26 protein-coding genes and 1 tRNA gene are annotated in these 24,128 nt (G+C 64.5%); 12 read left to right on the top strand and 15 right to left on the bottom strand.

Annotated elements, in window-relative coordinates; genetic code table 11:
• Positions 1-96: 96 nt before the first annotated feature.
• From rplT to LK542_RS23975, 5 genes are all read right to left on the bottom strand, one after another.
• Complete coding sequence (rplT, locus tag LK542_RS23995; protein WP_027865360.1) at positions 97-456, bottom strand: 50S ribosomal protein L20; 360 nt, start codon at positions 454-456, stop codon at positions 97-99.
• 30 nt (positions 457-486) lie between these two features.
• Positions 487-684, bottom strand: a complete 198-nt coding sequence (gene rpmI / locus LK542_RS23990; RefSeq protein ID WP_026354218.1) for a 50S ribosomal protein L35 — start codon at positions 682-684, stop codon at positions 487-489.
• 295 nt (positions 685-979) lie between these two features.
• A complete protein-coding gene (gene infC, locus LK542_RS23985) occupies positions 980-1,525 on the bottom strand; it encodes a translation initiation factor IF-3 (protein WP_227802666.1) in 546 nt (181 codons plus the stop codon).
• 43 nt (positions 1,526-1,568) lie between these two features.
• Positions 1,569-3,479: a threonine--tRNA ligase gene (thrS, locus tag LK542_RS23980; protein WP_227813890.1), complete on the bottom strand. Its 1,911-nt coding sequence runs from the start codon at positions 3,477-3,479 to the stop codon at positions 1,569-1,571.
• Positions 3,480-3,707: 228 nt separating this feature from the next.
• Positions 3,708-3,784: transfer RNA gene (locus LK542_RS23975), tRNA-Val, on the bottom strand.
• A gap of 110 nt (positions 3,785-3,894) precedes the next feature.
• Between LK542_RS23975 and LK542_RS23970 the strand changes: the two genes are divergently transcribed.
• On the top strand, positions 3,895-4,824 hold the full coding sequence (locus tag LK542_RS23970) for a cation diffusion facilitator family transporter (protein ID WP_227802635.1): 930 nt from the start codon (positions 3,895-3,897) through the stop codon (positions 4,822-4,824).
• A gap of 69 nt (positions 4,825-4,893) precedes the next feature.
• Positions 4,894-5,841, top strand: a complete 948-nt coding sequence (locus LK542_RS23965) for an NAD(P)/FAD-dependent oxidoreductase (protein ID WP_227813889.1) — start codon at positions 4,894-4,896, stop codon at positions 5,839-5,841.
• 13 nt (positions 5,842-5,854) lie between these two features.
• On the opposite strand, the gene LK542_RS23960 is transcribed toward LK542_RS23965, so the two are convergent.
• From LK542_RS23960 to LK542_RS23930, 7 genes are all read right to left on the bottom strand, one after another.
• Positions 5,855-6,883: a chemotaxis protein CheB gene (locus tag LK542_RS23960; RefSeq protein WP_227813888.1), complete on the bottom strand. Its 1,029-nt coding sequence runs from the start codon at positions 6,881-6,883 to the stop codon at positions 5,855-5,857.
• 60 nt (positions 6,884-6,943) lie between these two features.
• Complete coding sequence (locus LK542_RS23955; RefSeq protein WP_227813887.1) at positions 6,944-7,576, bottom strand: hypothetical protein; 633 nt, start codon at positions 7,574-7,576, stop codon at positions 6,944-6,946.
• Entirely contained in the window at positions 7,573-8,505 is a 933-nt protein-coding gene (locus tag LK542_RS23950) for an MlaD family protein (RefSeq protein ID WP_227813886.1), read from the bottom strand. The genes LK542_RS23955 and LK542_RS23950 overlap by 4 nt, the downstream gene beginning before the upstream one ends.
• Before the next feature lie 14 nt (positions 8,506-8,519).
• Entirely contained in the window at positions 8,520-9,326 is an 807-nt protein-coding gene (locus tag LK542_RS23945) for an ABC transporter permease (protein WP_227802640.1), read from the bottom strand.
• Between the two features lie 72 nt (positions 9,327-9,398).
• Positions 9,399-11,639, bottom strand: coding sequence for a bifunctional (p)ppGpp synthetase/guanosine-3',5'-bis(diphosphate) 3'-pyrophosphohydrolase (locus LK542_RS23940; RefSeq protein WP_227813885.1), 2,241 nt, complete (start codon positions 11,637-11,639; stop codon positions 9,399-9,401).
• 8 nt (positions 11,640-11,647) lie between these two features.
• On the bottom strand, positions 11,648-11,998 hold the full coding sequence (locus LK542_RS23935) for a RidA family protein (RefSeq protein WP_227813884.1): 351 nt from the start codon (positions 11,996-11,998) through the stop codon (positions 11,648-11,650).
• Between the two features lie 34 nt (positions 11,999-12,032).
• Positions 12,033-12,914 carry an alpha/beta fold hydrolase gene (locus tag LK542_RS23930; RefSeq protein WP_227802643.1) on the bottom strand — a complete coding sequence of 294 codons (882 nt, stop codon included), beginning with the start codon at positions 12,912-12,914 and terminating at the stop codon, positions 12,033-12,035.
• Between the two features lie 126 nt (positions 12,915-13,040).
• Here LK542_RS23930 and LK542_RS23925 point away from each other — a divergent pair, with 126 nt between their 5' ends.
• From LK542_RS23925 to LK542_RS23885, 9 genes are all read left to right on the top strand, one after another.
• Positions 13,041-13,835: a 3-hydroxybutyrate dehydrogenase gene (locus LK542_RS23925; protein ID WP_227813883.1), complete on the top strand. Its 795-nt coding sequence runs from the start codon at positions 13,041-13,043 to the stop codon at positions 13,833-13,835.
• A gap of 7 nt (positions 13,836-13,842) precedes the next feature.
• Entirely contained in the window at positions 13,843-14,223 is a 381-nt protein-coding gene (locus LK542_RS23920) for a hypothetical protein (RefSeq protein ID WP_227813882.1), read from the top strand.
• Between the two features lie 41 nt (positions 14,224-14,264).
• The gene (locus LK542_RS23915; RefSeq protein ID WP_227813881.1) at positions 14,265-15,551 is read left to right on the top strand and encodes an amidohydrolase family protein; all 1,287 of its coding nucleotides are present in this window, start codon (positions 14,265-14,267) and stop codon (positions 15,549-15,551) included.
• 150 nt (positions 15,552-15,701) lie between these two features.
• A complete protein-coding gene (locus LK542_RS23910) occupies positions 15,702-17,003 on the top strand; it encodes a dicarboxylate/amino acid:cation symporter (protein ID WP_227813880.1) in 1,302 nt (433 codons plus the stop codon).
• 153 nt (positions 17,004-17,156) lie between these two features.
• The gene (locus LK542_RS23905; protein WP_227802648.1) at positions 17,157-17,552 is read left to right on the top strand and encodes a BlaI/MecI/CopY family transcriptional regulator; all 396 of its coding nucleotides are present in this window, start codon (positions 17,157-17,159) and stop codon (positions 17,550-17,552) included.
• Complete coding sequence (locus LK542_RS23900) at positions 17,549-18,805, top strand: M56 family metallopeptidase (protein ID WP_227813879.1); 1,257 nt, start codon at positions 17,549-17,551, stop codon at positions 18,803-18,805. Before LK542_RS23905 ends, LK542_RS23900 begins: the two co-directional genes overlap by 4 nt.
• Complete coding sequence (locus LK542_RS23895) at positions 18,805-19,167, top strand: energy transducer TonB (RefSeq protein ID WP_227813878.1); 363 nt, start codon at positions 18,805-18,807, stop codon at positions 19,165-19,167. Before LK542_RS23900 ends, LK542_RS23895 begins: the two co-directional genes overlap by 1 nt.
• A gap of 152 nt (positions 19,168-19,319) precedes the next feature.
• A complete protein-coding gene (locus LK542_RS23890; RefSeq protein WP_227813877.1) occupies positions 19,320-19,481 on the top strand; it encodes a hypothetical protein in 162 nt (53 codons plus the stop codon).
• Between the two features lie 47 nt (positions 19,482-19,528).
• Complete coding sequence (locus tag LK542_RS23885) at positions 19,529-20,569, top strand: S41 family peptidase (protein WP_227813876.1); 1,041 nt, start codon at positions 19,529-19,531, stop codon at positions 20,567-20,569.
• Between the two features lie 78 nt (positions 20,570-20,647).
• Here the strand turns inward: LK542_RS23885 and LK542_RS23880 are convergent, their stop codons facing one another.
• Together LK542_RS23880 and LK542_RS23875 are read right to left on the bottom strand one after the other, a co-directional pair.
• Complete coding sequence (locus tag LK542_RS23880; RefSeq protein WP_227813875.1) at positions 20,648-21,298, bottom strand: 3-oxoacid CoA-transferase subunit B; 651 nt, start codon at positions 21,296-21,298, stop codon at positions 20,648-20,650.
• 20 nt (positions 21,299-21,318) lie between these two features.
• Positions 21,319-22,017: a CoA transferase subunit A gene (locus LK542_RS23875; protein ID WP_227813874.1), complete on the bottom strand. Its 699-nt coding sequence runs from the start codon at positions 22,015-22,017 to the stop codon at positions 21,319-21,321.
• A gap of 140 nt (positions 22,018-22,157) precedes the next feature.
• On the opposite strand from LK542_RS23875, the gene LK542_RS23870 reads away from it, so the two are divergent.
• On the top strand, positions 22,158-22,715 hold the full coding sequence (locus tag LK542_RS23870) for a PAS and helix-turn-helix domain-containing protein (RefSeq protein ID WP_227813873.1): 558 nt from the start codon (positions 22,158-22,160) through the stop codon (positions 22,713-22,715).
• A gap of 94 nt (positions 22,716-22,809) precedes the next feature.
• On the opposite strand, the gene LK542_RS23865 is transcribed toward LK542_RS23870, so the two are convergent.
• On the bottom strand, positions 22,810-24,128 hold a 1,319-nt coding region (locus tag LK542_RS23865), incomplete at its 5' end, for a DUF4832 domain-containing protein (RefSeq protein WP_227813872.1).

Genomic DNA, 24,128 nt, shown 5'->3' with positions numbered 1-24,128 from the left:
CCACAATCAAAAACGGGGCACAGGTTGATTAACCGTGCCCCGCTCTTTTCGCTCCCCCGTTGCCGGGCAAGCTGGTCTTGCTAGCTAACTGACTGATTAGGCAGCCAGCTTGGCCTTGGCGGCGGTGACAATCGCGGCAAATGCCGGCTTGTCGTGCACAGCCATGTCGGCCAGGACTTTACGGTCCAGTTCAATCCCGGACTTCTTCAGGCCGTTCATGAAGGCGCTGTAGGTCATGCCGTGCGAACGCGATGCTGCGTTGATACGGGTGATCCACAGGGCGCGGAAGACGCGCTTCTTGTTACGACGGTCGCGGTAGGCGTACTGGCCAGCGCGCATGACTGCTTGCTTGGCAATACGGAATACCTTGCTGCGACGGCCGCGGTAGCCTTTAGCAAGTTCAAGGACCTTCTTGTGACGGGCACGTGCAGTAACCCCACGTTTTACTCGAGGCATGGTAGCTCCCTTTGTAGATGATTAGTGAGATTAAGCGGAAGGCATCATGCGGTAGACGCTCGTCACGTCCGATGCATTGATGTTACGGGTGCCGCGCAGTTGACGCTTGTTTTTGGTGGTCTTCTTGGTCAGGATGTGACGCTTGAACGCCATACCCGACTTGACGGTACCACCCGGACGCACGCGAAAACGCTTCTTCGCGGAGCTTTTGGTTTTCATTTTTGGCATAGTATTCTGCCGGTTTAACGGCAGCCTCTATACGACAGGATTGCAGGTGGCGGCAACGCCGCTCTTGGATGCCTGCTTTCACTTGTCTTGCAGCCGACGCCACTACTTGCCGACTACAACCTGCTTGTTAAAAACAGGAACCGCAGATGATAGCACAGGTTTGATGGGAATTGTTGCAGTGCGGATGGGAATTATCGCCGGAAGGTCCAGCCCCCACAAACGAACACAGGCCAGGTCCAGGCCCCAGCTTTCACTGGAACCCGGACCCGGCCCATTCATCTGACGGCGCGAAGAATTATTTCTTCTTCTTCGGCGCGACCACCATGATCATCTGGCGACCTTCGAGCTTCGGGAACTGCTCGACCTGGCCATATTCTTCCAGGTCGGTACGCAGGCGCTCGAGCATGCGCATGCCGATGTCCTGGTGCGCCATTTCGCGGCCACGGAAACGCAGCGTGATCTTGGTCTTGTCGCCGTCTTCCAGGAACTTGATGAGGTTGCGCAGCTTGATGCTGTAGTCGCCTTCATCGGTACCCGGACGGAACTTGACTTCCTTGACCTGGATGATCTTCTGCTTCAGTTTGGCTTCGTGCGCCTTCTTCTGCTCGGAGTACTTGAACTTGCCGTAGTCCATCAGGCGGCAAACCGGCGGACTCGCGTTCGGCGCGATTTCGACCAGGTCGACGTTCTTTTCCTCGGCCAGGCGGAACGCTTCCGCCAGGCTCACGATGCCCAGCGGTTCGTTTTCCACACCGTTCAGGCGCATTTCGGGATGGGTGATCTCGCCGTTGATGCGATGCTGTTTGTCAGTAGCTATGTTGTTTCCTTTGAAAGTATGAATATAGACCGGCGCTTAGTGTAGCGGATTCTCGATTACTTCGCGCTTACTTCGCCTTGGCGGCGACTTCGCCCACCAGGCGCTCCACGAGCGCGTCGACCGGCATCACGCCGAGGTCGACATTGCCGCGGGCACGCACGGCCACGGTATTTGCTTCACGTTCATTATCGCCAACAACCAGAATGTAAGGCAGTTTTTGGACAGAATGCTCGCGAATTTTATAAGTAATCTTCTCGTTCCGCAAATCAGCGTGAACGCGCAGTCCCGCCGCGCGCAGCTTCGCTTCGACGTGCTTCACGTAGTCTGCTTGCGCGTCAGAAATGTTCAAAACAGCAACCTGGACCGGGGCCAGCCACAGCGGCAGCGCGCCGGCGTAGTTTTCGATCAGGATGCCGATGAAACGTTCCATCGAACCGACGATCGCACGGTGCAGCATCACCGGCACCTTGCGGGTGTTGTCCTCGGCGACATATTCGGCGCCGAGACGGCCCGGCATCGAGAAGTCGACCTGCATGGTGCCGACCTGCCATGGGCGACCCAGGCTGTCCTTCAGGTGGTACTCGATCTTCGGGCCATAGAAGGCGCCCTCGCCCGGCAGCTCGGTCCATTCCACGCCGCAGGCGCGCAGCGCCGAACGGAGCGCCTCTTCCGCTTCGTCCCACACTTCGTCGGTGCCGATACGGTTTTCCGGGCGCAGCGCCAGCTTCACATCGATGTGATTGAAGCCGAAATCGTCATACACCTGCATCGCCTGGGCGTGGAAGGCGGTCACTTCGGCCTCGATTTGCTCTTCGGTGCAGAAGATGTGGCCATCGTCCTGGGTGAAGCCGCGCACGCGCATGATGCCGTGCAGGGCGCCCGAGGACTCGTTGCGGTGGCACTGGCCGAACTCGCCGTAGCGCAGCGGCAGGTCGCGGTAGCTCTTCATGCCCGAGTTATAGATCTGCACGTGACCCGGGCAGTTCATCGGCTTGAGCGCGTAGGAACGGTTCTCCGAATCTGTGGTGAACATGTTTTCGCGGTAGTTATCCCAGTGGCCGGTCTTCTGCCACAGGGTGACGTCCAGGATCTGCGGCGCCTTGACCTCGTCGTAGCCGTTCACCTGGTACTTCTTGCGCATGTACTGCTCGACCTGCTGCCAGACGGTCCAGCCCTTCGGGTGCCAGAAGATCAGGCCCGGGGCTTCGTCCTGGAAGTGGAACAGGTCCAGTTGCTTGCCGATCTTGCGGTGGTCGCGCTTCTCCGCTTCCTCCAGCACGTGCAGGTACTGCTCCTGGTCTTCCTTTTTGGCCCAGGCGGTGCCGTACACGCGCTGCAGCATCTCGTTCTTCGAGTCGCCGCGCCAGTAGGCGCCGGCCAGCTTCATCAGCTTGAAGACCTTCAGCTTGCCGGTCGAGGGCACGTGCGGGCCGCGGCACAGGTCGGTGAAGCCGCCCTGCGAGTACAGCGACACGTCTTCATTGGCCGGGATCGAGGCGATGATCTCGGCCTTGTAGTCTTCGCCGATCGATTTGAAATAGGCGACCGCCTCGTCGCGCGGCAGCACCTTGCGGGTCACCGCATCGTCTTTCTTGGCCAGTTCCGCCATCTTCTTTTCGATCGCGCTCAGGTCTTCCGGGGTGAACGGGCGCTTGTACGAGAAGTCGTAATAGAAGCCGTTTTCGATGACCGGGCCGATGGTGACCTGGGCTTCCGGGAACAGTTCCTTGACGGCATGGGCCAGCAGGTGGGCGGTCGAATGGCGGATCACTTCCAGGCCGTCCGCATCACGGTCGGTGACGATGGCCAGGTCGGCATCGGACTCGATCAGGAACGAGGTGTCCACGACCTTGCCGTTGACCTTGCCGGCGAGCGCGGCCTTGGCCAGGCTCGGCGCGATGTTCTGGGCAACCTGGGCGACGGTGACGGGACCGTCGAACTGACGGCTGGAACCATCTGGAAGTCGGACGTTGAGCATGCTGTTCTCCAATGTGGCGCAATGCCGCTAAAAGTTAAAAATATTGAAAGCCGAATGCTTGAGACGAAAAAAAACGCGCCCTAGGCGCGTTTTCTTCAGTGTTGTCGAGCTTCTTTGGACAAAAGACCACCGTACCGCGTCTAGCGATTCCCCCACAACATAGTCGTAGTTCGCGGTGTCATAACCGTCGGTGCCTTTCTCGCTCTTACAAAGTGCTGCTGTGTATTCTGGTGGGCGGTGCAGAATTCGAATCTGCGACCCCTTGGATGTCGACCAAGTATTCTAACCAGCTGAACTAACCGCCCGATGCCGCCATTATAAGGAGCGCACAGGCGATAAGCAAGGCTTGTCCCGGAAAAAGTTTCCTGGCGAGCCTGGCTCGCTGTCCTTCGGCGCTTTGATTTACACTGGAGGGATGTCAAGCCAACAAGTCGAACCCGCTTCCGAACACCTGCACGCCCACCTGGATGGCGACGCCCAGCACAGCCACGTGATCGAAGGACGCAGCCAGCTGGCGCTGTCGGTCGCACTCGGCCTGACCCTGCTGTTCGCCCTCATCGAAGTCATCACCGGCTTCATGTCCAACTCGCTGGCCCTGATCTCGGACGCGGGCCACATGGTGACCGACGCCGCCGCGCTCGCCCTGGCCCTGATGGCCCAGGCGATCGCCAAGCGGCCGCCCTCGAGCCGCCACTCCTTCGGCTTCGTGCGCGCGGAAGCGCTGGCCGCTTTCGTCAACAGCCTGGCCATGCTGGCGCTGGTGGCCTGGATCGCCTGGGAAGCCGTGCAGCGCCTGCTGCATCCGGAACCCGTGCAGGGCGGCGTGGTGCTGGTGGTGGCCGCGATCGGCGCCTCGATCAACCTGCTCGTAGCCTGGGTGCTGTCGCGCGACAACCAGAGCATCAACACCCGCGCCGCGCTGGTCAACGTCATGGGCGACCTGCTCGGCTCGCTTGCGGCGATCGCTTCCGGCGCCATCATCTATGTCACCGACTGGGTGCGGGTCGACCCGATCCTGTCGATCTTCGTGGCCCTGTTGATCCTGCGCTCGACCAGCGGCATCCTGCGCGAGTCCTACCACTTCCTGATGGAAGGCGTGCCACACGAGATCGATTACCTGGCGGTCGGCGCGGACCTGAAGGCGGTGCAGGGCGTGCTCGACGTGCACGACCTGCATGTATGGGACATGTCACCCGGCCACCCTGCCCTCATCGGCCACCTGGAAATCGCCAGCCTGGAACAGTGGCCGGCCGTGCTGGCCGCCGTGCGCGCGATGCTGCGCGAAAAGCATGGCATCGACCATGTCACCCTGCAGCCGGAGGCCGCCGGCGGCAAGTCCTTGTAAGCGCCTTCTTACCCGTGGCTAGCCCGCACGCCGATACGCGGGCGCAAGCGCGGATCGCATAATCTCCCCATGGATTGCGCCCGCACAGTATTCGACACCCTCATCATCGGCGGCGGCCCGGCAGGCCTGACGGCTGCGGTCTACCTGCGCCGCTTCACCCGCCACATCGCCCTGGTCGACAAGGGCAATAGCCGCCTGTCCTGGATTCCCGTCTCGCACAACTATCCGGGCTTCCCGGAAGGCATCAACGGGGTGCAACTGCTCGACAACCTGCGCGCCCAGCTCGCCAACTACGGCGGCAGCGTCATGCCGGGCGAAATCCTCGACCTGCGCCTGGAAGACGGCGTCTTCGTCGGCGACTACGTGCCGGCCGAGGGCGAACCCTGCCAGATCCGCGCCATGACCGTGCTGCTGGCCAGCGGCGTGGCCGACGCCGGCATGCCGGTCGAGCGCTGGGACGAAGCGGTGCGCTGCGGCGCCGTGCGCCTGTGTCCGGTGTGCGACGGCTGGGACGTGATCGACAAGCGCATCGGTGTCGTCACTTCGGACGCCAACCCGGTCGGCCACGCCCTCTTCATGCGCACCTTCAGCGCCGACGTGCTGCTGTTCGAGCGCGGTCCGGTCTCCACGCTCAACGACGAGGAGCGCCAGCGCCTGGCCGCCGCAGGGGTGCGCCTGATCGAATCGCCGCTGGCTGGCGTGACCATGAGCGAGGACATGAAGCCGGTCCTGCACACGAAGGACGGTGAAGACTACCTCTGCGACGTGTTCTACCCGATGCTGGGCGAGAACGCGCGCTCCGACCTGGCCAGCAAACTGGGGGCCGAGACCGTCGAGTGCCGCAAGCTGCTGGTCGACGACCACTGCCGCACCACGGTGCCGGGCCTGTTCGCCGTGGGCGACGTGACGCGCGGGCTGAACCAGATCGCGGTGGCGACCGGTCAGGCGGCGCTGGCTGCCACCACCATCCACAACACCCTGCCCTGGGCACTGCGTCCAGCCGCGAACGCCGCCTGAGCGCCGGCAGCACTCACTTGTCGGCCTCGACATCGAAAAAGCCGCTGTCCAGCACCAGTTCGCGCAGCGGCTGGTATTTGCTGGAGGCGCGCTCGGCCTCGGCGCGCAGGCGCGCGCCTGCTGCCGCGTCGCCCGCCGCTTCGGCAATATCGGCGCGCTGGCGCAGGATCAGGATGCGTTCTTCGATGGCGCGCACCGCATCCCACAGACCCTTGTCGATGGCGTCGTCCACGTCGGCCAGCAGCGACTTCAGGGAATAGGCATGGCCGGTATGGCAGCGAAAGCGCACCAGCTTGCCGTCCTCGATCTGCACCAGCACGCCGTGGCATTCAGGGCAGCTGTATTTCGACATCTTCCCAAGTTCCATGACACCCGCCTGCATGGCATTGCCCTCCAATCCGACCTGGTGTTCCGCCTGCTGGCGCGCGCTCGGCGCCGCAGGGCCCTTCCACGCTACCACGCTGCCGATTTCCCGGCACAGCCGGGCTGCCAGCGCCTCGATGGTCCCGATGCCGTCGACATCGACGTACTCGAGCACACTTTCCGGCATCGAGCGGCATACCGCCTCGTCCGGGTCCTGCACGAAGGCAAGGCCCTGGCGGTCTTTCACCTGCCACAGGCCGGCCGTGCCGTCGTCCAGCGCACCGGTCAGGACGACGCCGATCACGCGCGGCCCGTAGGCCAGCGCGGCCGAGCGGAACAGGACGTCGACCGAAGGCCGGGCGCGGCATTCCTTGGGGCCGCGCGTGACCCTGATGCGGCCGTCTTCGATCATCAGGTGGCGGTCGGGCGCGGCAATCGTCACCGTATTCGGCAACAGCTGCTGGCGGTCGCTGGCAAAGGCAACCCGCATGCGGGTGCTCCCCTGCAGGATGCGGTCGAACTCACTGGGGGAATGCGCGGACAGGTGCTGGACCACGAGGAAGCTGGCGCCGCTATCGGACGGCAGCCGTGAAAACAGGCGGCGCAAGGCATCGATTCCGCCCGTCGAGCTGCCGACGACGACGATGTCCCGCTTGCCGGTATCGGTGAGCGCATTCATGTCCGTCTCCCGTCATTGTGGTATCTGCATTGTCGCAGGTATTGACGGTCGCGGATACGCTTATCCTTGTCCGGAAGCCAGCGCGATGCGGCGCCGGATGCGCTCGAGTTCCTGCGTGTCGCCGGCCGCCTCGGCGCGCTTTGCCTGCACCCCCAGCCAGGCCAGCAGCGGACGGCGCCAGCCCTGGTTCGACGCGGTGTCGATCGCCTGGGCGATTCCCTCCGGCGTGATGCGGCCGGCCTGGAAAGCCGCGCCGGCGGCCACCAGGCGCGACAAGGGGTCGGCCACGCCCCCGACCTGGCCGCTGGCGACGACGGGCCGGTGCTGCTCGGGCAGCAGCGCGGCGTTCAGGCCCTGCCAGCGGCCATACAGGTAGTCGGCGTAGGCGCGCTGTTCGGGCGTGGCGTCGCCGGCCAGCGCCGCGTAGCCGGGGCAGTCGTCGACGTCGAGGCTGGCCACGCGGGCGGCGCAGCGCACCAGCTCGACCTGGGCCACGTAGTCGGCGCGGCCGGTGCTGGTGGTGGCTGCGCGCGCCGTGCGAAATTCCGAGGCCGAGGCGAGCGTATGTCCTTTCAGGTAATCGTCGACCGAGGCGTCGAGGGCGCCCTTGGCGTCCGCCTGCCAGTCGGGTGCCAAGGGCTTGCCGGCGCAGGCCGCGAGCAATGCGACAGCGAGGAAGGCGGACAGTCTCATGGCAGCTTGATCTCCTGGTTCTTGCCGGCGAAGGGCCACTTGCGGTTGATCTCGTCGACCAGGCGGTTCACCTTGCGCAGACTGGCGTCGACCTCGCCGCGCAGCGCGCCCAGGTCTTCGGTGGCGACTCTAGCGTTCTTGCCCACCGCCTGGGCCTCGACCAGCACCGCATCGACTTTCTTGAGCGTGGTGCTGGCGTCCTGCAGCACCACATGCAGCTGGCGGATCGCGGCCTGGGTGTCGTCCATCACCCCGTTCTTGCCGTAGACCCGCTGCTCGGTCTTGCCCAGCAGCGAGTTGACGCGATCGAGCGCTTCGCGCAGCTTGCGCGCCTCGGCGTCGCCGCCCATCACCCCGCCCAGCACCCCGCCGGGGCCGTTCATGCGGCCGGTCAGGGTGTTGATGTTGGACAGGCTGGCGTTGATGTCGGAGTCGGTTGCCGTCATGGTCTCCAGGTTCTCCAGCAGGGACCTGGCGGTGGCGACGATGCGCGGGATCTCGGCGGTGGCGTCGCCGCGCAGCACCGAACGGGTGGCGCCCGGCGGCAAGGGCGGGTCGTTCAGCAGGCCCGTGAAGGCGCGCAGCCGGGTCTCGCCGACGATGCTGGACTCCAGCGTGAACACGCTCGAGGTACGCAGCCATTTGGCGTCCTTGCTCTGCACGTCGACCAGGATGCGCACCTTCCCGTCGGGGGCAAGCTCGACCTGGCTCACGCGCCCGATCGGAAAGCCGGCGAAAGTCATGTCCATGCCGGGGATGACGCCGGACGAATCGTCGGCCTCCAGGACCAGGCGCTGGGTCGGCTCGAACACCCCGCGCGCTTGCATCACGTAGCCGATGAAGGATACGACCAGGATGCCGATCGCAACTAACAGGATCAGGGCCTTGAGTTCAACGTGTTTCGGTTCGTCCGGCAGGGGTTCGGTCATGGTGTCTGTTTTTATTAGATGTACTTGAGTGCGAGGGAGGCCGCTTCGATCACGAGCAGCACGAACAGCAGGCGCAGTGCGCCCGGCTGCACGGTGAAGTTGACGCGCCGCGGGTAGCGCTGCAGCTCGAGGATGGCGGCGGTCGGGATCAGCGCCACGGCCAAACCGAAGAACACGGTCTTGAGCACGAAGCCGATCGTCACCGCGGGCGAGAACACGCGCCCGACGGTGCGGGTGTAGTCGTTCAGTCCCCAGGGCAGCAGGCCATACACGTTCAGGTAAGCCAGCACCAGCACGATGGTACTGGTGACCATGGCCAGGCTCAAGACCCCGAAGGAATTCGCCAGCAGCTGCGGCACGATGTCGCGGCGCAGGCGGCGCAGCGCTTCGTCGTTGGCGGCCTGCGGCGACATGCCGGCGCGCGCCAGGCCCAGGGCCGAGGCGTCGAAGGCCATGCTGGCGCGCAGGGCGACGAACATGGCGGCCGACAAGGGAATCAGTTCCAGCACCAGCACCCGCACGACCATTTCGAGGGCGAAGTGCGACAGGCCGTAGCTCTTGGCCGTGACCAGCACGATGCGGATGATGACGAGGCTGATCAGGGCTGAAGCCAGCGAGAACCAGGGCAGCACCTGCCAGGTGCTGGCATAGATGTAGCGCGCACAGGCCAGGCGGTTTTCGCGGTTGTAGGTCGAGGGCGACAGCGCCATGACCAGCGCCACCGCGCCCAGGTGCACCATGTACCACCAACTGCGCAGGTAGCGGGCGGCAGCGAGGCCCCACAGGCTTGGGTGAGCAGTCAGGTTGAGGGATCGGCGCATGGTGTCAATATGATACAAATTTTGATGAGTTTGCCTGGATTTTGTATCAAATTGATACTGTCGTGACAGCGTTTACTGCCTGCGGGCCTCCATCACCCCTTTCACCTCGCCGATCGCGCCCAGCGCCTTCTGCAGCTGCCCGGTCGAGCCGATCTCCGCCGTGAACACCATGCGCGCCTGTCCCTTCGCGCTCTGGGTATTCACCCCGATCACATTGATCTTCTCACGCATGAACACGTCCGAGATATCGCGCAGCAGGCCCTGCCGGTCCATCGCGAGGATGAACAGGTCGACCGGGTACACCGTCTCCAGCCCCGCCGAGCCCCATTCGGTCTGGATCACGCGCTCGGGCGACTTGGCGCGCATCTCGGCGAAGTTCTTGCAGCTCAGGCGGTGGATCGAGACGCCCTTGCCGCGCGTGACGAAGCCGCAGATCGGGTCCGGCGGGGCCGGCTTGCAGCACTTGGCCAGCATCGTCATCAGGCCTTCGGTGCCGACCACCAGCACGCCCGACTTGGCGCCCTGCTCCACACTCGATGCACGGCTCTTGTTGACAACCGCTTCGTCGACCACCGGTGGCGCTTCGACCTCGTCGTGCAGGGCCGCTTCCACGTGGCGCAGGCTGAACTTCTCCTTGCCGACCTGGATGAACAGTTCGTCCACCTTGGCAAAGCCCAGCTTGTGGGCCAGCGCTTCCAGGTTGACCGCGGTCTTGCCTTCGCGCTGCAGCGACTTTTCGACCAGGGCCCGGCCTTGCGCCAGGGTTTCGGCCTGCTCCTGTGCGTGGAACCAGGCCCGGATTTTCGAACGCGTGCGGCTGCTGACCGTGTAGCCGGGGCTGAGCCAGTCGCGCGAGGGGCCGGCGCTGCCCGCCGGTCCCTTGGCGGTGATGATCTCGCAGGTCTGGCCGTTTCTCAGCGGGGTGTTCAGCGGCACCATCACGCCGTCGATCTTGGCGCCGCGGCAGCGGTGCCCCACCTCGCTGTGGAGGTGGTAGGCGAAGTCGATCGGCGTCGCGCCCTGCGGCAGCTCGAGCACGCGCGCCTGCGGCGTCAGCACGAAGATGCGGTCGTCCAGCGTGGTGGCCTTGAGCTTCTCGACCCACTCCTTCTGCAGGTCTTCCTGGCCGGTGACCACGTCGGCCACATCGCTCTTCCATGCCAGCAGCTGGCGCAGCCAGGCGATCTTCTCGTCGTACTTCTGGCTCTTGAAGTTCGAGCCGCCTTCTTCCTTGTAGCGCCAGTGGGCGGCGATGCCGTACTCGGCGAAGTTGTGCATCTCCTGGGTGCGGATCTGCACTTCCAGCGGCCGTCCGTCCTCTGCGGTGACGACCGTGTGCAGCGACTGGTAGCCGTTGGGCTTGGGGCGCGAGATGTAGTCGTCGAATTCCTTCGGGATCGGGGTCCAGATGTTGTGGATGATGCCGAGCACCGTGTAGCAGGTCTTGACGTCCTCCACGATCACGCGGAAGGCGCGCACGTCGTACAGCGAGGAGAAATCGAGCTCCTTGCCGCGCATCTTGTTCCAGATGCTGTAGATGTGTTTCGGACGTCCCGAGACCTCGGCCTTGATGCCGGCCGCCGCGAGTTCTCCCTGCAGGCGCGCGATCGAGGCTTCCACGAAGCCTTCGCGCTGCATGCGCTTCTCTTCGAGCATCTTGGCGATCCGCTTGTAGGTATCGGGCTCGATGAAGCGGAAGGACAGGTCTTCCAGCTCCCACTTGAGCTGCCAGATGCCGAGCCGGTTGGCCAGCGGCGCATAGAAGTCGAGCACCTCGCGGCCATAGGCGCGGGTGACGTCGTCGAAGCGCTTCTGTTCGGCGAAATAGCGCAGCGTGGTGGCGCAGGAAGCCAGGCGCATCAGCACCACGCGCATGTCGGACGCCATCGCCAGCAGCATCTTGCGCAGGGTTTCCACCTGGGCGGCGGCCTGCTGGGCTGCGTTCTTCCCGCTGCCGATCTGCTCCTTGCCGGCCGTAAGGTCGCGCAGGCGGATCAGCTGGTACACGCCCTGCACCAGGTCCGACACTTCCTTGCCGAAGCGTTCCTCGAGCGAGCCGGCCACCTGCGGGTCCATCATCGCCAGCTCGAACAGCAGGCCGGCGATACGGGTCTCGGCGTCGGTGCGCAGGATCGACAGCGAGCCGGCCACGCCGAGCGAAAACTCGAAGGCGTTCTGTCCTGTCGCCGCGATCCGTTCGCCATAGGCGTTGCTGGCGTAGTCGAGCGCGCCCTGGACGCGCGCGCAGTCCTCCACGCTCAGTCCCTGGACCAGCTGGGTGGTCGCGTCGCCCAGTAAAACCGATGAAACCATCTAGGGGATCAGCGCAATGCGGCGGTGACGCAGACCTCGACCAGGCATGCGGGGTTGGCGAGTTTGGCTTCGACCGTGGCGCGCGGCGGCGTGTGGCCCTGGGGGACCCACTCGTCCCACACAGCGTTCATGCCGGCGAAGTGCTCCATGCTGGAGATGAAGATCTGGCACATCAGGATGCAGGACTTGTCGCTGCCCGCTTCGTTCAAGAGGCGGTCGACGTGGCCCAGCACCTCGCGCATCTGGCCATCGATGCCCTGGCTGGTGTCTTCGGCGATCTGGCCGGCCAGGTACACGGTGCCGTTGTGGATGGCGGTTTCGGACAGGCGCTTGCCTACGTGGAGTCGTTTGATTTCCATAGCTGCTTTCTTCTAAAAACATGAGGGCGGGGCGTCACGCCCCGCCAACTAAAAATTCACGTGCGATCGCGATCTGCTCCGGCCGCACGAAGGTGGGCGCGTGGCCCACGCCCGGGATCTCGACCAGGCGCGGCTTTGGCCCGCGCGCGCACATCTCCAGCGCCGTCGCGCGCGACAGCAGGTCGGACTGTTCGCCGCGCACCAGGAGGGTCGGACAGCGGATCGCGTCCCAGGCCGCCCACAGCATCGCCTCGTCGCCGGCCGCGCGTTCGGGCGTGATGGCGCGGAAAGGCTGGGCCAGGCCCAGATCGTAGTGGCGCACCCACTGGCCATCCTGTTCCTGGCGCAGCACGTCGTTCGCCAGCTTGAACCATTCTTCCTCGGTATGCGGGCCGAACGACATCGAGACCGCCTTGACGTAGGCGGCGCCGGTGTCGAAATCGGGGAAGCGGATGTCCTGGCCGATGTACTCGCCGATGCGGGCGATCGCCGCACCGTCGAGCACCGGGCCGATATCGTTCAGCACCATCCTGCGGATCGGGGTTTCGTCCAGCGACGCCAGGATCATGCCGATCAGGCCGCCCATCGAGGTGCCGAACCAGTGCACGCCCGCCGTGTCGTCCTGCGTGACGCGTGCGATCAGCGTCACCATGTCGGCCACGTACTGCGGCACCGTGTAGTACTGCGGATCGCGCAGGCGGCCCGACCTGCCGCGGCCGACCACGTCCGGGCACACCACGCGGTATTCGCCGCTCAGCGCGGCAGCCAGGTGGTCGAAGTCGTCGGCCACGCGGGTGACGCCGTGTACGCACACCAGCACCCTGGGGTTGAGCGGATCGCCCCATTCCTTGTAGGCCATGCGGTGCAGGCCGGCGGGCGAACTGCACTGCACGCTTTTCAATCTGGCTTCGCTCATCCCCTGCTCCATCGTGACAATATTATCGGTCCGGCTATCGCAACGCACCATTTTACTTGGCATTGCTATTAGAATTCTACCAATTCTGAGGAAGCAATCCGTTCACCCTTCAAACTAGAGGACGCAATGAAATCCAGTATGCTCAGCGGTAAAACCGCTCTCGTCACCGGCTCGACCTCGGGCATCGGCCTGGGCATCGCCCGCTCGCTGGCGGAACAGGGCGCCAATATCGTGTTCAACGGCTTCGGCGACGCCCAGCAGATCGAGAAGCTGTACACGGATGTCGGCGCGGAATTCGGCGTACAGACGGCCTACCACAACGCCGACATGAGCAAACCGGCCGAGATCGAGGCGATGATGAAGTTCGCGGCTGACAAATTCGGCGGCGTCGACATCCTGGTCAACAATGCCGGCATCCAGCACGTGGCGACGGTGGACGAATTCCCGACCGAGAAGTGGGACGCGATCATCGCCATCAACCTGACCTCCGCCTTCCACACCACCCGCCTGGCCCTGCCTGGCATGAAGCAGAAGAACTGGGGCCGCATCATCAACCTGGCCTCGGTGCACGGCCTGGTCGGCTCCGCAGGCAAGTCGGCCTACGTCGCGGCCAAGCATGGCCTGGTGGGCTTCACCAAGGTCACCGCACTCGAAAACGCGCACAGCGGCGTGACCTGCAACGCGATCTGCCCGGGCTGGGTGCTGACCCCGCTGGTGCAGAAACAGGTGGACGACCGCGCCGCGCGCGACGGCCTGTCGAACGACGCGGCCAAGAAGGCGCTGCTGAGCGAAAAGCAGCCGTCCGGCGAATTCGTCACGCCCGCCGAGCTGGGCGCGCTGGCAGTGTTCTTCTGCAGCCCGGCGGGCGACCAGGTGCGCGGCGTGGCGTGGAACATGGACGGCGGCTGGGCCGCGCAGTAAGCGTTCGATGAGCCAATCCCTCGACGAACAGCAGCTGCAGGAAGCCTGCCTCGACCTGGCCCGCGTGGTGCTCGCCGCCGGCCAGCCGCAGGTCTCGAACGACATCCTCGAGACCCTGGCCGACCGCTTCCAGCGTGAAGTCGTCGATTTCGCGCCCGGCATCGCGCGCGCCGGACGCGATCCGAACCTGCTCACGCGCGCGGTCTACTACCTGATCGACGCCCACGCCCTGCCGCTGATGGGCACCGACATGGAGTGGTTCCGCCAGACCCTGGTGTGCCTGGTCGAACTGGCCGCACCCAGCATCGCGCTGTCCGACAAGGGCGGCGCTTTCCTGCGCGACGTGCAGCTCGGCGTCGAGCAGTCGCTCGGCGACCTGGAAGGCTGAGCGCACACTACCTGCACATAACAACTACAAGGAATTCCCAGATGACGATCCGCCTCAAGCAGCTCGCCCTATCCCTGTTCACGGCCTTTGCCATTCAAGCCCAGGCGGCGCCCGCGCCAGTCCCAGTCCTGATCACGGCCGACAGGGTCTGGACCGGCGAAGGCGCGCCGCACCAGGGCTGGGCCGTGCTGGTAGCGAAAGGCCGCATCGAGGCCGTCGGACCGCTCGAGAAGATGACGGTGCCGGCCGGCGCCGAACGCATCGACCTGCCCGGCAAGACCCTCATCCCGGGCATGATCGACCTGCACTCGCACGTGCTGCTGCACCCGTATAACGAGACCACCTGGGACGACCAGGTGATCAAGGAGCCGGTGGCGTACCGCATCATGCTGGCCGGCCGCCATGCCGCAAGCACCCTGCAGGCCGGCTTCACCACGCTGCGCGACCTCGGCACCGAAGGTGCGGACTACGCCGACGTCGGCATCAAGCGCGCCATCGACGAAGGCGTGGCGCCCGGACCGCGGCTACTGGTGGCGACGAAGGCCATCGTGGCCAGCTACAGCTATGGCCCGGCCGAGAAGAGCTACCGCCCGGACATGGAGATCCCCTACGGCGCCCAGCCGGCCACCGGCATCATTGAAGCGACCAAGGCAGTGCGCGAGCAGTCGGCGCGCGGTGCGGACTGGATCAAGATCTACGGCGATTACCGCACCGGCATCGACGGCAGCTCGCGCCCGACCTTCACGATGGACGAGATGAAGGCGATGGTCGCCGCCACCCACGTCACCGGCCGCAAGGTGGCGGTCCACGCCAGCAGCGACGACGCGATCCGCATGGCGGTGCTGGCCGGCGCCGACACCATCGAGCACGGCTACGGCGCTTCCGAGGCGACCTTCAGGTTGATGAAGGAGCGCGGCACCGCCTACATCCCGACGCTCACCGCGCCGGAAGCGACCGGCGAATACTTCCAGAAGCACGTGCGCGGTGGCGCACCCACCCCAGCCATGCAGCAGGCCCACCGCGCCTTCGCGCTGGCACGCAAGCTGGGCGTCACGATCGGCAACGGCAGCGACGTCGGCGTGTTCGCGCACGGGACCAATGCGCGCGAACTGGAATGGATGGTCAAGCTCGGCATGTCGCCGCTGGAAGCAATGCGCGCGGCCACCGTGGTGGCGGCCGATATCCTCGGCCGCAAGGACCTGGGCCAGCTCAAGGCCGGCCTGCTGGCCGACGTGGTGGCGGTCGACGGCGATCCGACGCGCGACATCGGCGCCGCCTCCAAGGTCGGTTTCGTGATGAAGGGCGGCGAAGTGTTCCGGCGCCAATAAGCGCTTTCCGGAAATACCATGCGATAAGGCATTAACATATCGCGTGGCGAACGCATGACTAGTTATAAGGCCTGCGGATATCCACAATAGATAAGGCAGGCCGCTTCCGACAAGATGGCAACACCACAAACTTCTCTATGAAGAGTTGCCATGAAAAAGCCTTTTTACAAAATCCTGTACGTCCAGGTGCTGTTCGCCATCGTGCTTGGCGTGCTGCTCGGGGTGTTCCACCCTGAACTGGGCGCCAAGATGAAGCCTTTGGGAGACGGCTTCATCAAACTGATCAAGATGATCATCGCCCCCGTGATCTTCTGTACCGTCGTTGCCGGTATCGCCGGCATGCAGGACATGAAGAAGATCGGCCGCGTCGGCGGCAAGGCCCTGCTCTATTTCGAGATCGTCTCGACCTTCGCCCTGGCCATCGGCCTGGTCGTCGCCAACCTGATCAAGCCGGGCGCCGGCTTCAACGTCGACGTCGCCCACCTCGACACCAAGTCGATCGCCCAGTACACCGAAAAGGCGCAGCACCAGTCGACGGTGGACTTCATCATGAACATCATCCCAAACACCTTCGTGGATGCCTTCGCGAAGGGTGACATCCTGCAGGTGCTGCTCATCGCGATCCTGTTCGGCTTCGCGCTGTCGATGATGGGCGAGCGTGGCCGTCCGGTCACCAAGATGATCGAGGACTTCTCGCACGTGATCTTCGGCGTGGTGAACATCGTCATGAAAGCCGCCCCGATCGGCGCCTTCGGCGCGATGGCCTTCACCATCGGCAAATACGGCCTCGATGCCCTGCTGCCGCTGGCCAAGCTGATGGGCTCCTTCTACCTGACCTGCTTCCTGTTCGTCGCCGTCGTGCTGGGCCTGATCGCCAAGTTCACCGGCTTCTCGGTCTTCCGCTTCATCTCCTATATCAAGGAAGAGCTCCTGATCGTGCTCGGCACCAGCTCGTCGGAAAGCGCCCTGCCGGCCCTGATGCGCAAGCTCGAGCGCCTCGGCTGCTCCAAGCCGGTGGTCGGCCTGGTGGTCCCGACCGGCTACTCGTTCAACCTGGACGGCACCAACATCTACATGACGATGGCGGCCCTGTTCGTGGCGCAGGCTACCAACACCGAGCTGACCCTGATGCAGGAACTGACCATCCTGGCAGTGGCGATGCTCACCTCCAAGGGTGCCTCGGGCATCACCGGCGCCGGCTTCATCACCCTGGCCGCGACCCTGGCCGTGGTCCCGACCATCCCGGTGGCCGGCATGGCCCTGATCCTCGGCATCGACCGCTTCATGAGCGAAGCGCGCGCCCTGACCAACTTCGTCGGCAACGGCGTGGCCACGGTGGTGGTGTCGAAGTGGGAGAAGGAACTGGATACCCAGCGCATGGACGACGTCCTGCACGGCCGCGTGCCGCTCGACGGCGAGAAAGACCTGGAGCCGGTGCGCGCCGCCGCCTGATCCGCCACACGCATCGCCCCGCGAACGCGCTCTTCGAAGCGCGTTTTTTTTTGGCCCCTACCCCTCACGCATAAAGTCTGCACGGCGCACGAAAACGGTAGACAGCACTGTCTAGACAGACTATTCTAGGTCCATCAACCAATGAGGACGCTCATGCCACGCAAACCCGATACCCCCAAGCCGACCCCGGCCGAACTCGAACTGCTGCAGGTCCTGTGGCCGATGGCCTCCGGCACCGCCAAGCAGGTGCACCAGGAAATGCAGAAGACCAAGCCGGAGGTCACCTATGCCACCGTGCTGCGCCTGATGCAGATCATGCACGGCAAGGGCCTGCTGGTGCGCGACGAGAGCGAACGCTCGCACGTCTACGCCCCGGCGCAAGCCCAGGATTCGGTCGAGACCAAGCTGCTCAAGGACCTGATGCAGCGCGCCTTTGCCGGTTCAGCCAAGGCGCTGGTGCTGGCGGCGCTGAAGACCGGCATCTCGAAGAAGGAACGGGAAGAGATCGAGGAGCTGCTGCGTGAAGACAAGCCGGAGGACGGCAAATGAGCGCCGCCGACATCGTCGCCAGCATTGGCTGGACCCTGGTCCACTTCCTGTGGCAGGGTGCGCTCATCGGCTGCGCCACCGCCGTCTTTCTCACCACGCTGCGAAATGCCCGCCCGCAGGCGCGCTACCTGGTTGCCTGCCTTGGCCTGACCCTGTGCCTGGCCTGGCCCGCCCTCGAGCTCGCGCTGCGCCTGACGGGCGAGAGCGGCGCGCGCGGCGATGCGATGATGTTGTTCGCCGCCGGCCTGGTTGTCGGTACGCCGGTTGACGATGGCTGGGGCGCCCTGCTGGCCGACCAGCTCACCTGGATCGTCGGCACCTGGGCCGTGTGCGCGCTGGCGATGGCGCTGCGGATGGTCGCGGGCCTGCTGTGGATCAGCCGCGCGGCATTGCACGAGCGCCAGGATCCGGCCTGGCAGGCCCGCGCCGAGCGCCTCGCCGCGCAGTTCGGCATCACCCGCGCGGTGCGCCTGCGCGTGGTGGAACGCCTCGGCAGTCCGGTCACGGCCGGCTGGTGGCGCCCCGTGGTGCTGGTGCCGGCCGCGCTGGTGTCGGGCATGCCGCCCCACCTGCTGGAAGCCTTGCTGGCCCATGAAATGGCGCACATCAAGCGCCACGACTACCTGGTCAACCTTGGCCAGAACGTGGTCGAAACCCTGTTCTTCTACCATCCGGCGGTCTGGTGGATTTCAAGCCGCATCCGTGTGGAGCGGGAACAGATCGCCGACGATTTCGCGGCACGGCAACTGGGCGAACCGCGGCGCCTGGCCCTGGCCCTTTCCGAACTGGAGAAACTCCAGTTTTCCACCCACCACCTGGCCCAGGCGGCCAACGGAGGAGATCTTATGTCACGCATCAAACGATTGGTTCGTCCCGATACGCAGGCGTTGAACTGGAAGGCGGCCATTCCCGTACTGGGACTGGTCATCGGCGCGGCGAGCCTTGCCCACGCGGCGCCTGCCAAGCAGGTCAAGGCGGATGCCCCGGCCGTGGCCGACTTCAGTAGCTGCAAACGGCCCAACTACCCGGCCGAGTCGATCAAGCAGAATCATACCGGCACCGTCAGCCTGGGCTTCCTGGTGGCGAAGGACGGCACGGTGAAGGAGTCGAAGGTCACGCAGTCGTCCGGCCATGTGGCACTCGATGAAGCGGCGCATACCGCGCTGGCGAAGTGCACGTTCAAGCCGGCCACTGCCAAAGGCAAACCGGTCGAGGAGTTTACCGCCGTCAAGTATGTCTGGACGCTCGAGTAATGAAACGGCGCCCAGCGTTCGTGCTCGGCATTGGCGCCACGGTCGTCGGCGCCGCGCTGTCGGGCTGCGCCAGTATGGCGCCGGCAGAACGCCAGGCCCGGATCCTGCCTGAGAGCTGCGCCAGGCCGTCCTATCCCAGGGAAGCCCTGATGCAGCGCGTGCAGGGCAAGGTCGGGATGGCGATGCTGGTTGGCGCCGACGGCAAGGTAAGGGATGCCGAGGTCAGGCGTTCAAGCGGTGACGAGTCGCTCGACCTGGCCGCCTTGCGCGCCCTCTCCACCTGCAGTTTCCGTCCTGCCCTCCTGGCCGGCGCAGCGACGCAGCAATGGACGGATGTCCAGTACGCATGGCGGCTGCGCTAGTCCTCCGATCGTGGTGACGGGACGCCGTCCCCACGATTCCTCCTGCTTCTCTTAAAACTGCACGGCCAGCTTTTTCTGCCGATTATGCGTGCCGCATTGCCGAGCGGAGGAACGATTGCTACGATGAGGCAAAACAACTACTCGGAGATAGCATGGCAAAATTCCTCTTACTGGCAAGCACGATTCTCCTGTCTGTCAATCTGGCCTTAGGGGCAGCGCCAGCCACCGCGATTCAAGCCCTGAAGGAGCACATCGGTGCGATCTGCCTCGGGTCGCCTGCCGCGGGCGCCGACGACGACGGCCAGGCGGAATAGATCTCCAACGCGCGCTGCCTGTACCCTCCCTCTCTGGAAACAAGCCCATGAATACGATTCGCACACTCCTGCTCGTACCCGCGCTGCTCGCTTCCTTCGCCTGCGATGCCAGCGCGGAGGTCGACGAAGCGACCCGCAAAGCAGTGATCGCCGAGCTCGGCGCAAAAATGAACGAGTTCTACGTTTTCCCGGACAAGGCCAGGCTCGTCGCCGAACGCCTGAACGCACGCGAGCAAAGCGGGGCCTACCGCTCTGCCGCGGATCTCACGGCCTTTGCGGCGATGCTGACCGAGGACCTGCGCCAACCGACCAACGACAAGCACCTGGGCGTGCGCTACCGCGCTACGCCGATCCCGCCTGATTCCGGCAGCAAGGGGCCAACGCCAGAGCAGGAGCGCGAATTCGGCAACTTCCTGAAGTCGCGCAACTACGACATCCGCAAGGTGGAAACACTGCCCGGCAACATTGGCTATATCGACCTGCGCAGCTTTGCGCCGGTGAAAGCTGCCAGGCCTGCGCTCGGCGCCATGATGAGCCTGGTTGCCGATACCGATGCCCTGATCGTCGACCTGCGCTACAACGGCGGCGGCGATCCCCACACAGTCGCCTTCATGTCGGGCTACCTGTTCGACAAACGCACCCACCTGAACAACATGTACTGGCGCGAAGGCAATCGCACCGATGCTTTCTGGACCGAGGAGGACCTGCCCGGCAAGAAATTTGGCGGATCCAAGAAGGTGTATGTCCTGACCAGCAAGAAGACCTTCTCCGGTGCGGAAGAATTCAGCTACAACCTGCAGCAGTTGCGTCGCGGTGTGATCGTCGGAGAAACCACGGGCGGCGGCGCCCATCCCGGCGGCGTGCACCGCATTCACCAGCACCTGAGGGCGTTCATCCCGATGGGACGTGCGATCAACCCGATCAGCAAGACCAACTGGGAAGGCAGCGGCGTGGTGCCGGACGTGAAGGTCGATGCGGAGGATGCGCTGCGCATGGCGGAACGCCTGGCCCTGACCGAGCTGCTGAAATCGCCGAGCGACGATGAACATGCGCAGCGGCTGCGCAAGCGTCTGGACGAGCTGAAATAAGCGAAGCCCGCAGTCGAAAAACTGCGGGCTTCGGGAACGCGCACCGCGGGGCCGGATGGCCGCCCCCGCGGTTTTTTTTCAGACTGCCGACACGTCCAGCTCGCAACCGGTCGCCGCCAGCACCTGTTCTTTGGTGACGCCCGGCGCCAGTTCGACCAGCTTCAGGCCACTGTCCGCGACGTCGATCACGCCGAGGTCGGTGATGATGCGGTCGACCACACCCACGCCGGTCAGCGGCAGGTCGCATTTTTCCAGGATCTTGTGGCTGGTCGAACCGTCCTTGGCGGTGGCGACGTGTTCCATCACCACGACCACGCGCTTGACGCCGGCGACCAGGTCCATCGCGCCGCCCATGCCCTTGACCATCTTGCCCGGGATCATCCAGTTCGCCAGGTCGCCCTGTTGCGACACCTGCATCGCGCCCAGGATCGCCAGGTTGATCTTGCCGCCGCGGATCATGCCGAAGGAGTCGGCCGAACTGAAGTAGGCGGAGCCCGGCAGCGCGGTCACGGTCTGCTTGCCGGCGTTGATCAGGTCGGCGTCCACCTCTTGTTCCGTCGGGAACGGGCCGATGCCCAGCAGGCCGTTTTCCGACTGCAGGAAGACTTCGATATCGTTCGGGACGTAGTTCGCCACCAGGGTCGGCAGGCCGATGCCCAGGTTCACATAGAAGCCGTCCTGCAGCTCCTTCGCCGCGCGCGCGGCCATTTCATCACGAGTCCATGCCATGTTCTGTCTCCGGTCTGATCTTAGTTGGCGCGCACGGTGCGCTGCTCGATGCGCTTTTCCGGCGTCGGGTTGTGGACGATGCGGTGCACGAAGATGCTCGGGGTGTGCACCTGGTCCGGATCGATCTCGCCGATCTCGACCAGCTCTTCGACTTCCACGACGCAGATCTTGCCGGCAGTGGCCACGTTCGGGTTGAAGTTGCGCGCCGTCTTACGGAAGATGAGGTTGCCCGCCTTGTCAGCCTTCCACGCCTTGACCAGGGAGACGTCCGGCACCAGGGCGCGTTCCATTACATAGTGTTCGCCGTCGAATTCGCGGGTCTCCTTGCCTTCGGCAACGATGGTGCCGTAGCCGGTCTTGGTGAAGAAGGCCGGAATGCCGGCGCCGCCGGCGCGCAGCTTCTCGGCCAGCGTGCCCTGCGGGGTGAATTCGAGTTCGAGTTCGCCGGCCAGGAACTGGCGTGCGAATTCCTTGTTCTCGCCGACGTAGGACGAGATCATCTTCTTGATCTGGCGGGTTTCCAGCAGCTGGCCCAGGCCGAAGCCGTCCACGCCCGCATTGTTCGAGATCGCCGTCAGGTTCTTGACGCCGGAGTCGCGCAGCGCTGCGATCAGCGCTTCCGGAATGCCGCACAGGCCGAAGCCGCCCACGGCGATGGTCTGCCCATCTGCCACGATGCCGGCGAGCGCCGACTTCGCATCAGGATACACTTTGTTCATACCCGTCCCTTTAATAGATTAAGCCCGTAGCTCTTCTGTACTGCAGAGTAGATTCTCAGCATAAAATAGCCTGTACCGAATAACAATACCGTAGAAATACGGGCCGGCGCTTGAGATGCCCGGCAGTCGATCCAGATCAGATGAACCCATCCTACGCCATTGATTACGAGATGATATTCCAGCATGCACCCGTGGGCATGTGCGTGTCGGTGGACCGGGTGATCCAGTCCTGCAACGGGGCGCTGGCGGGGATGTTCGGGTACGCGCAGGGGCAACTGCAGGGACAGTCGTTCAGCATCCTGTATCCGACCATGGACGAATTCCTGCGCACGGGCGACCGCATCGTGCCGATCATGAACGCCAAGGGACGTTATTCGGACGAGCGCATCATGCGCCGCGCCAGTGGCGAACTGTTCTGGTGCCACGTCACCGGGCGCGCGCTCGATCCGGGCCAGCCGCTGGGCGCCGGCGTCTGGACCTTCGAGGATGTCAGCGAGAAGCGGCCGGTCTCGGCCGAGCTCACGCCGCGCGAGCGCGAGATCGCGGCACTGCTGGTCGAGGGCAAGACCAGCAAGATGATCGCGCGCGACACCGACCTCAGCCCACGCACGGTGGAGATGCACCGCGCCAGCCTGATGCGCAAGTTCTCCGCATCGACCTCGTCCGAGCTGGTCAACAAGCTGGTCGGCGCGCGCTAAGCGCAAATAAAAAAGCACGCGGACCAGCGCGGTCCGCGTGCTTCTTGTCGCTCACGGGCAGGATGTCCTTCCCTGCCCGCTCGTCTTCGCCGGATTACGGCGCGATACCGACGGTGTGGTTCAGCTTGTTGAAGCCGGTCGACGCTTCCCAGGTATTGGTGTTGGCCATCTGGATCGCGTACTCCGGACGGTTGCGCAGCGAAGCCTGCGGATCAGGCAGGTTCAGCAGCAGCGCGTACGAACCCTTCGGCATGTCGGCCGGCAGCGTCACGGTCTGGTTGATGGTGACGGTCTGGTTGGCGAGCCACAGGCGCGGATCGGTTGCCAGCTTGACGCGGTACAGCGCGTTGGTCGCGGTGTTGCGGAACACCAGTTCCACATCGCGACCGTTGAACGGCGCGGCCCAGCCCTGGTTCTGCAGGGTCAGGTTGACCACGAAGCTGCCGCCCGGCTTGGCGGTGCTCGAGAACGAACCCTTTTGCATCACGAAGCGGTAGCCCAGCTTCTTGTCGACTTCGGTGAAGCAGCCCTGGCTCTTCCAGTTGTTGAGCACGGTGGTGTTGTAGTCCAGGTTCAGGTAGGACCAGTGGAAACGGCCCATCTCCGTGAGCGCGCTCGGGCAGGCGCTGCGCGGTGCGGTGTAGGCGCAGGTCTCGCCGCCGGAAGCCAGGTACTTGGTCTCGGCCTCCAGGTACGGGTACTCGACCGACGGGTTGATATAGGTACCGTAGTCCGAGCTGTTCGACAGGAAGCAGTCGTTGTGGTGGCCCAGGCGTGCCTTGGCGGTGCCGGTGAAGGCTTCCAGGGCGGTCAGCGCGGTCGGGCTGTACAGCTTGGTCTTGAACAGCGGCATGCGCAGCTGCACCTGGCGCTCCTTCGGCACCACGGCCAGCAGCTTGTCGACGACGCGCTTGCGATCGGCCTGGTTCTGCGCGGTCATGTTGTAGCTGTCGCCGTAGTTCTGGGTGTTGCCCCACTCGCCCCACGCACCGATCAGGCCGGCCTGGACGACGCTAATGATGTCCTTGTTGGCGGCCAGCATCGGCGCCAGCTGGGTCAGGTGGGTCTCGACCATCGCCGGCTTGGCGTCGGCCGGGTTGTTGTTGTCGTTGTAGGCGAAGCGCACGATCGCCTTCAGGCCGGCCTTGCGGACGGTGTCCATCTGCTGCTGGAACAGGTTCAGCTTGGCCTGGCTGATCGGCGCGTTGACGAATTCGCGCAGGTAGAACACGCACAGCATCAGGGTTTCGCCGTCGGCGGTGCGGAAGTTGGTCAGCTGGCTCTGGCTCAGCGGGGTTTCGCAACCGACGTGACGATAGAAGCCGCGCTCCGGGTTGGCGATGACCGCGTTGTTGGCCGTGTAGCTGACGGCGATCGGCGCGCCGGCCGGCGGGGTCGGCGTCGGCGTCGGCG

Source organism: Massilia sp. IC2-477, from assembly GCF_020707265.1.
Lineage (GTDB): Bacteria > Pseudomonadota > Gammaproteobacteria > Burkholderiales > Burkholderiaceae_D > Telluria.
This window is presented reverse-complemented; position numbering and strand designations above follow the sequence as displayed.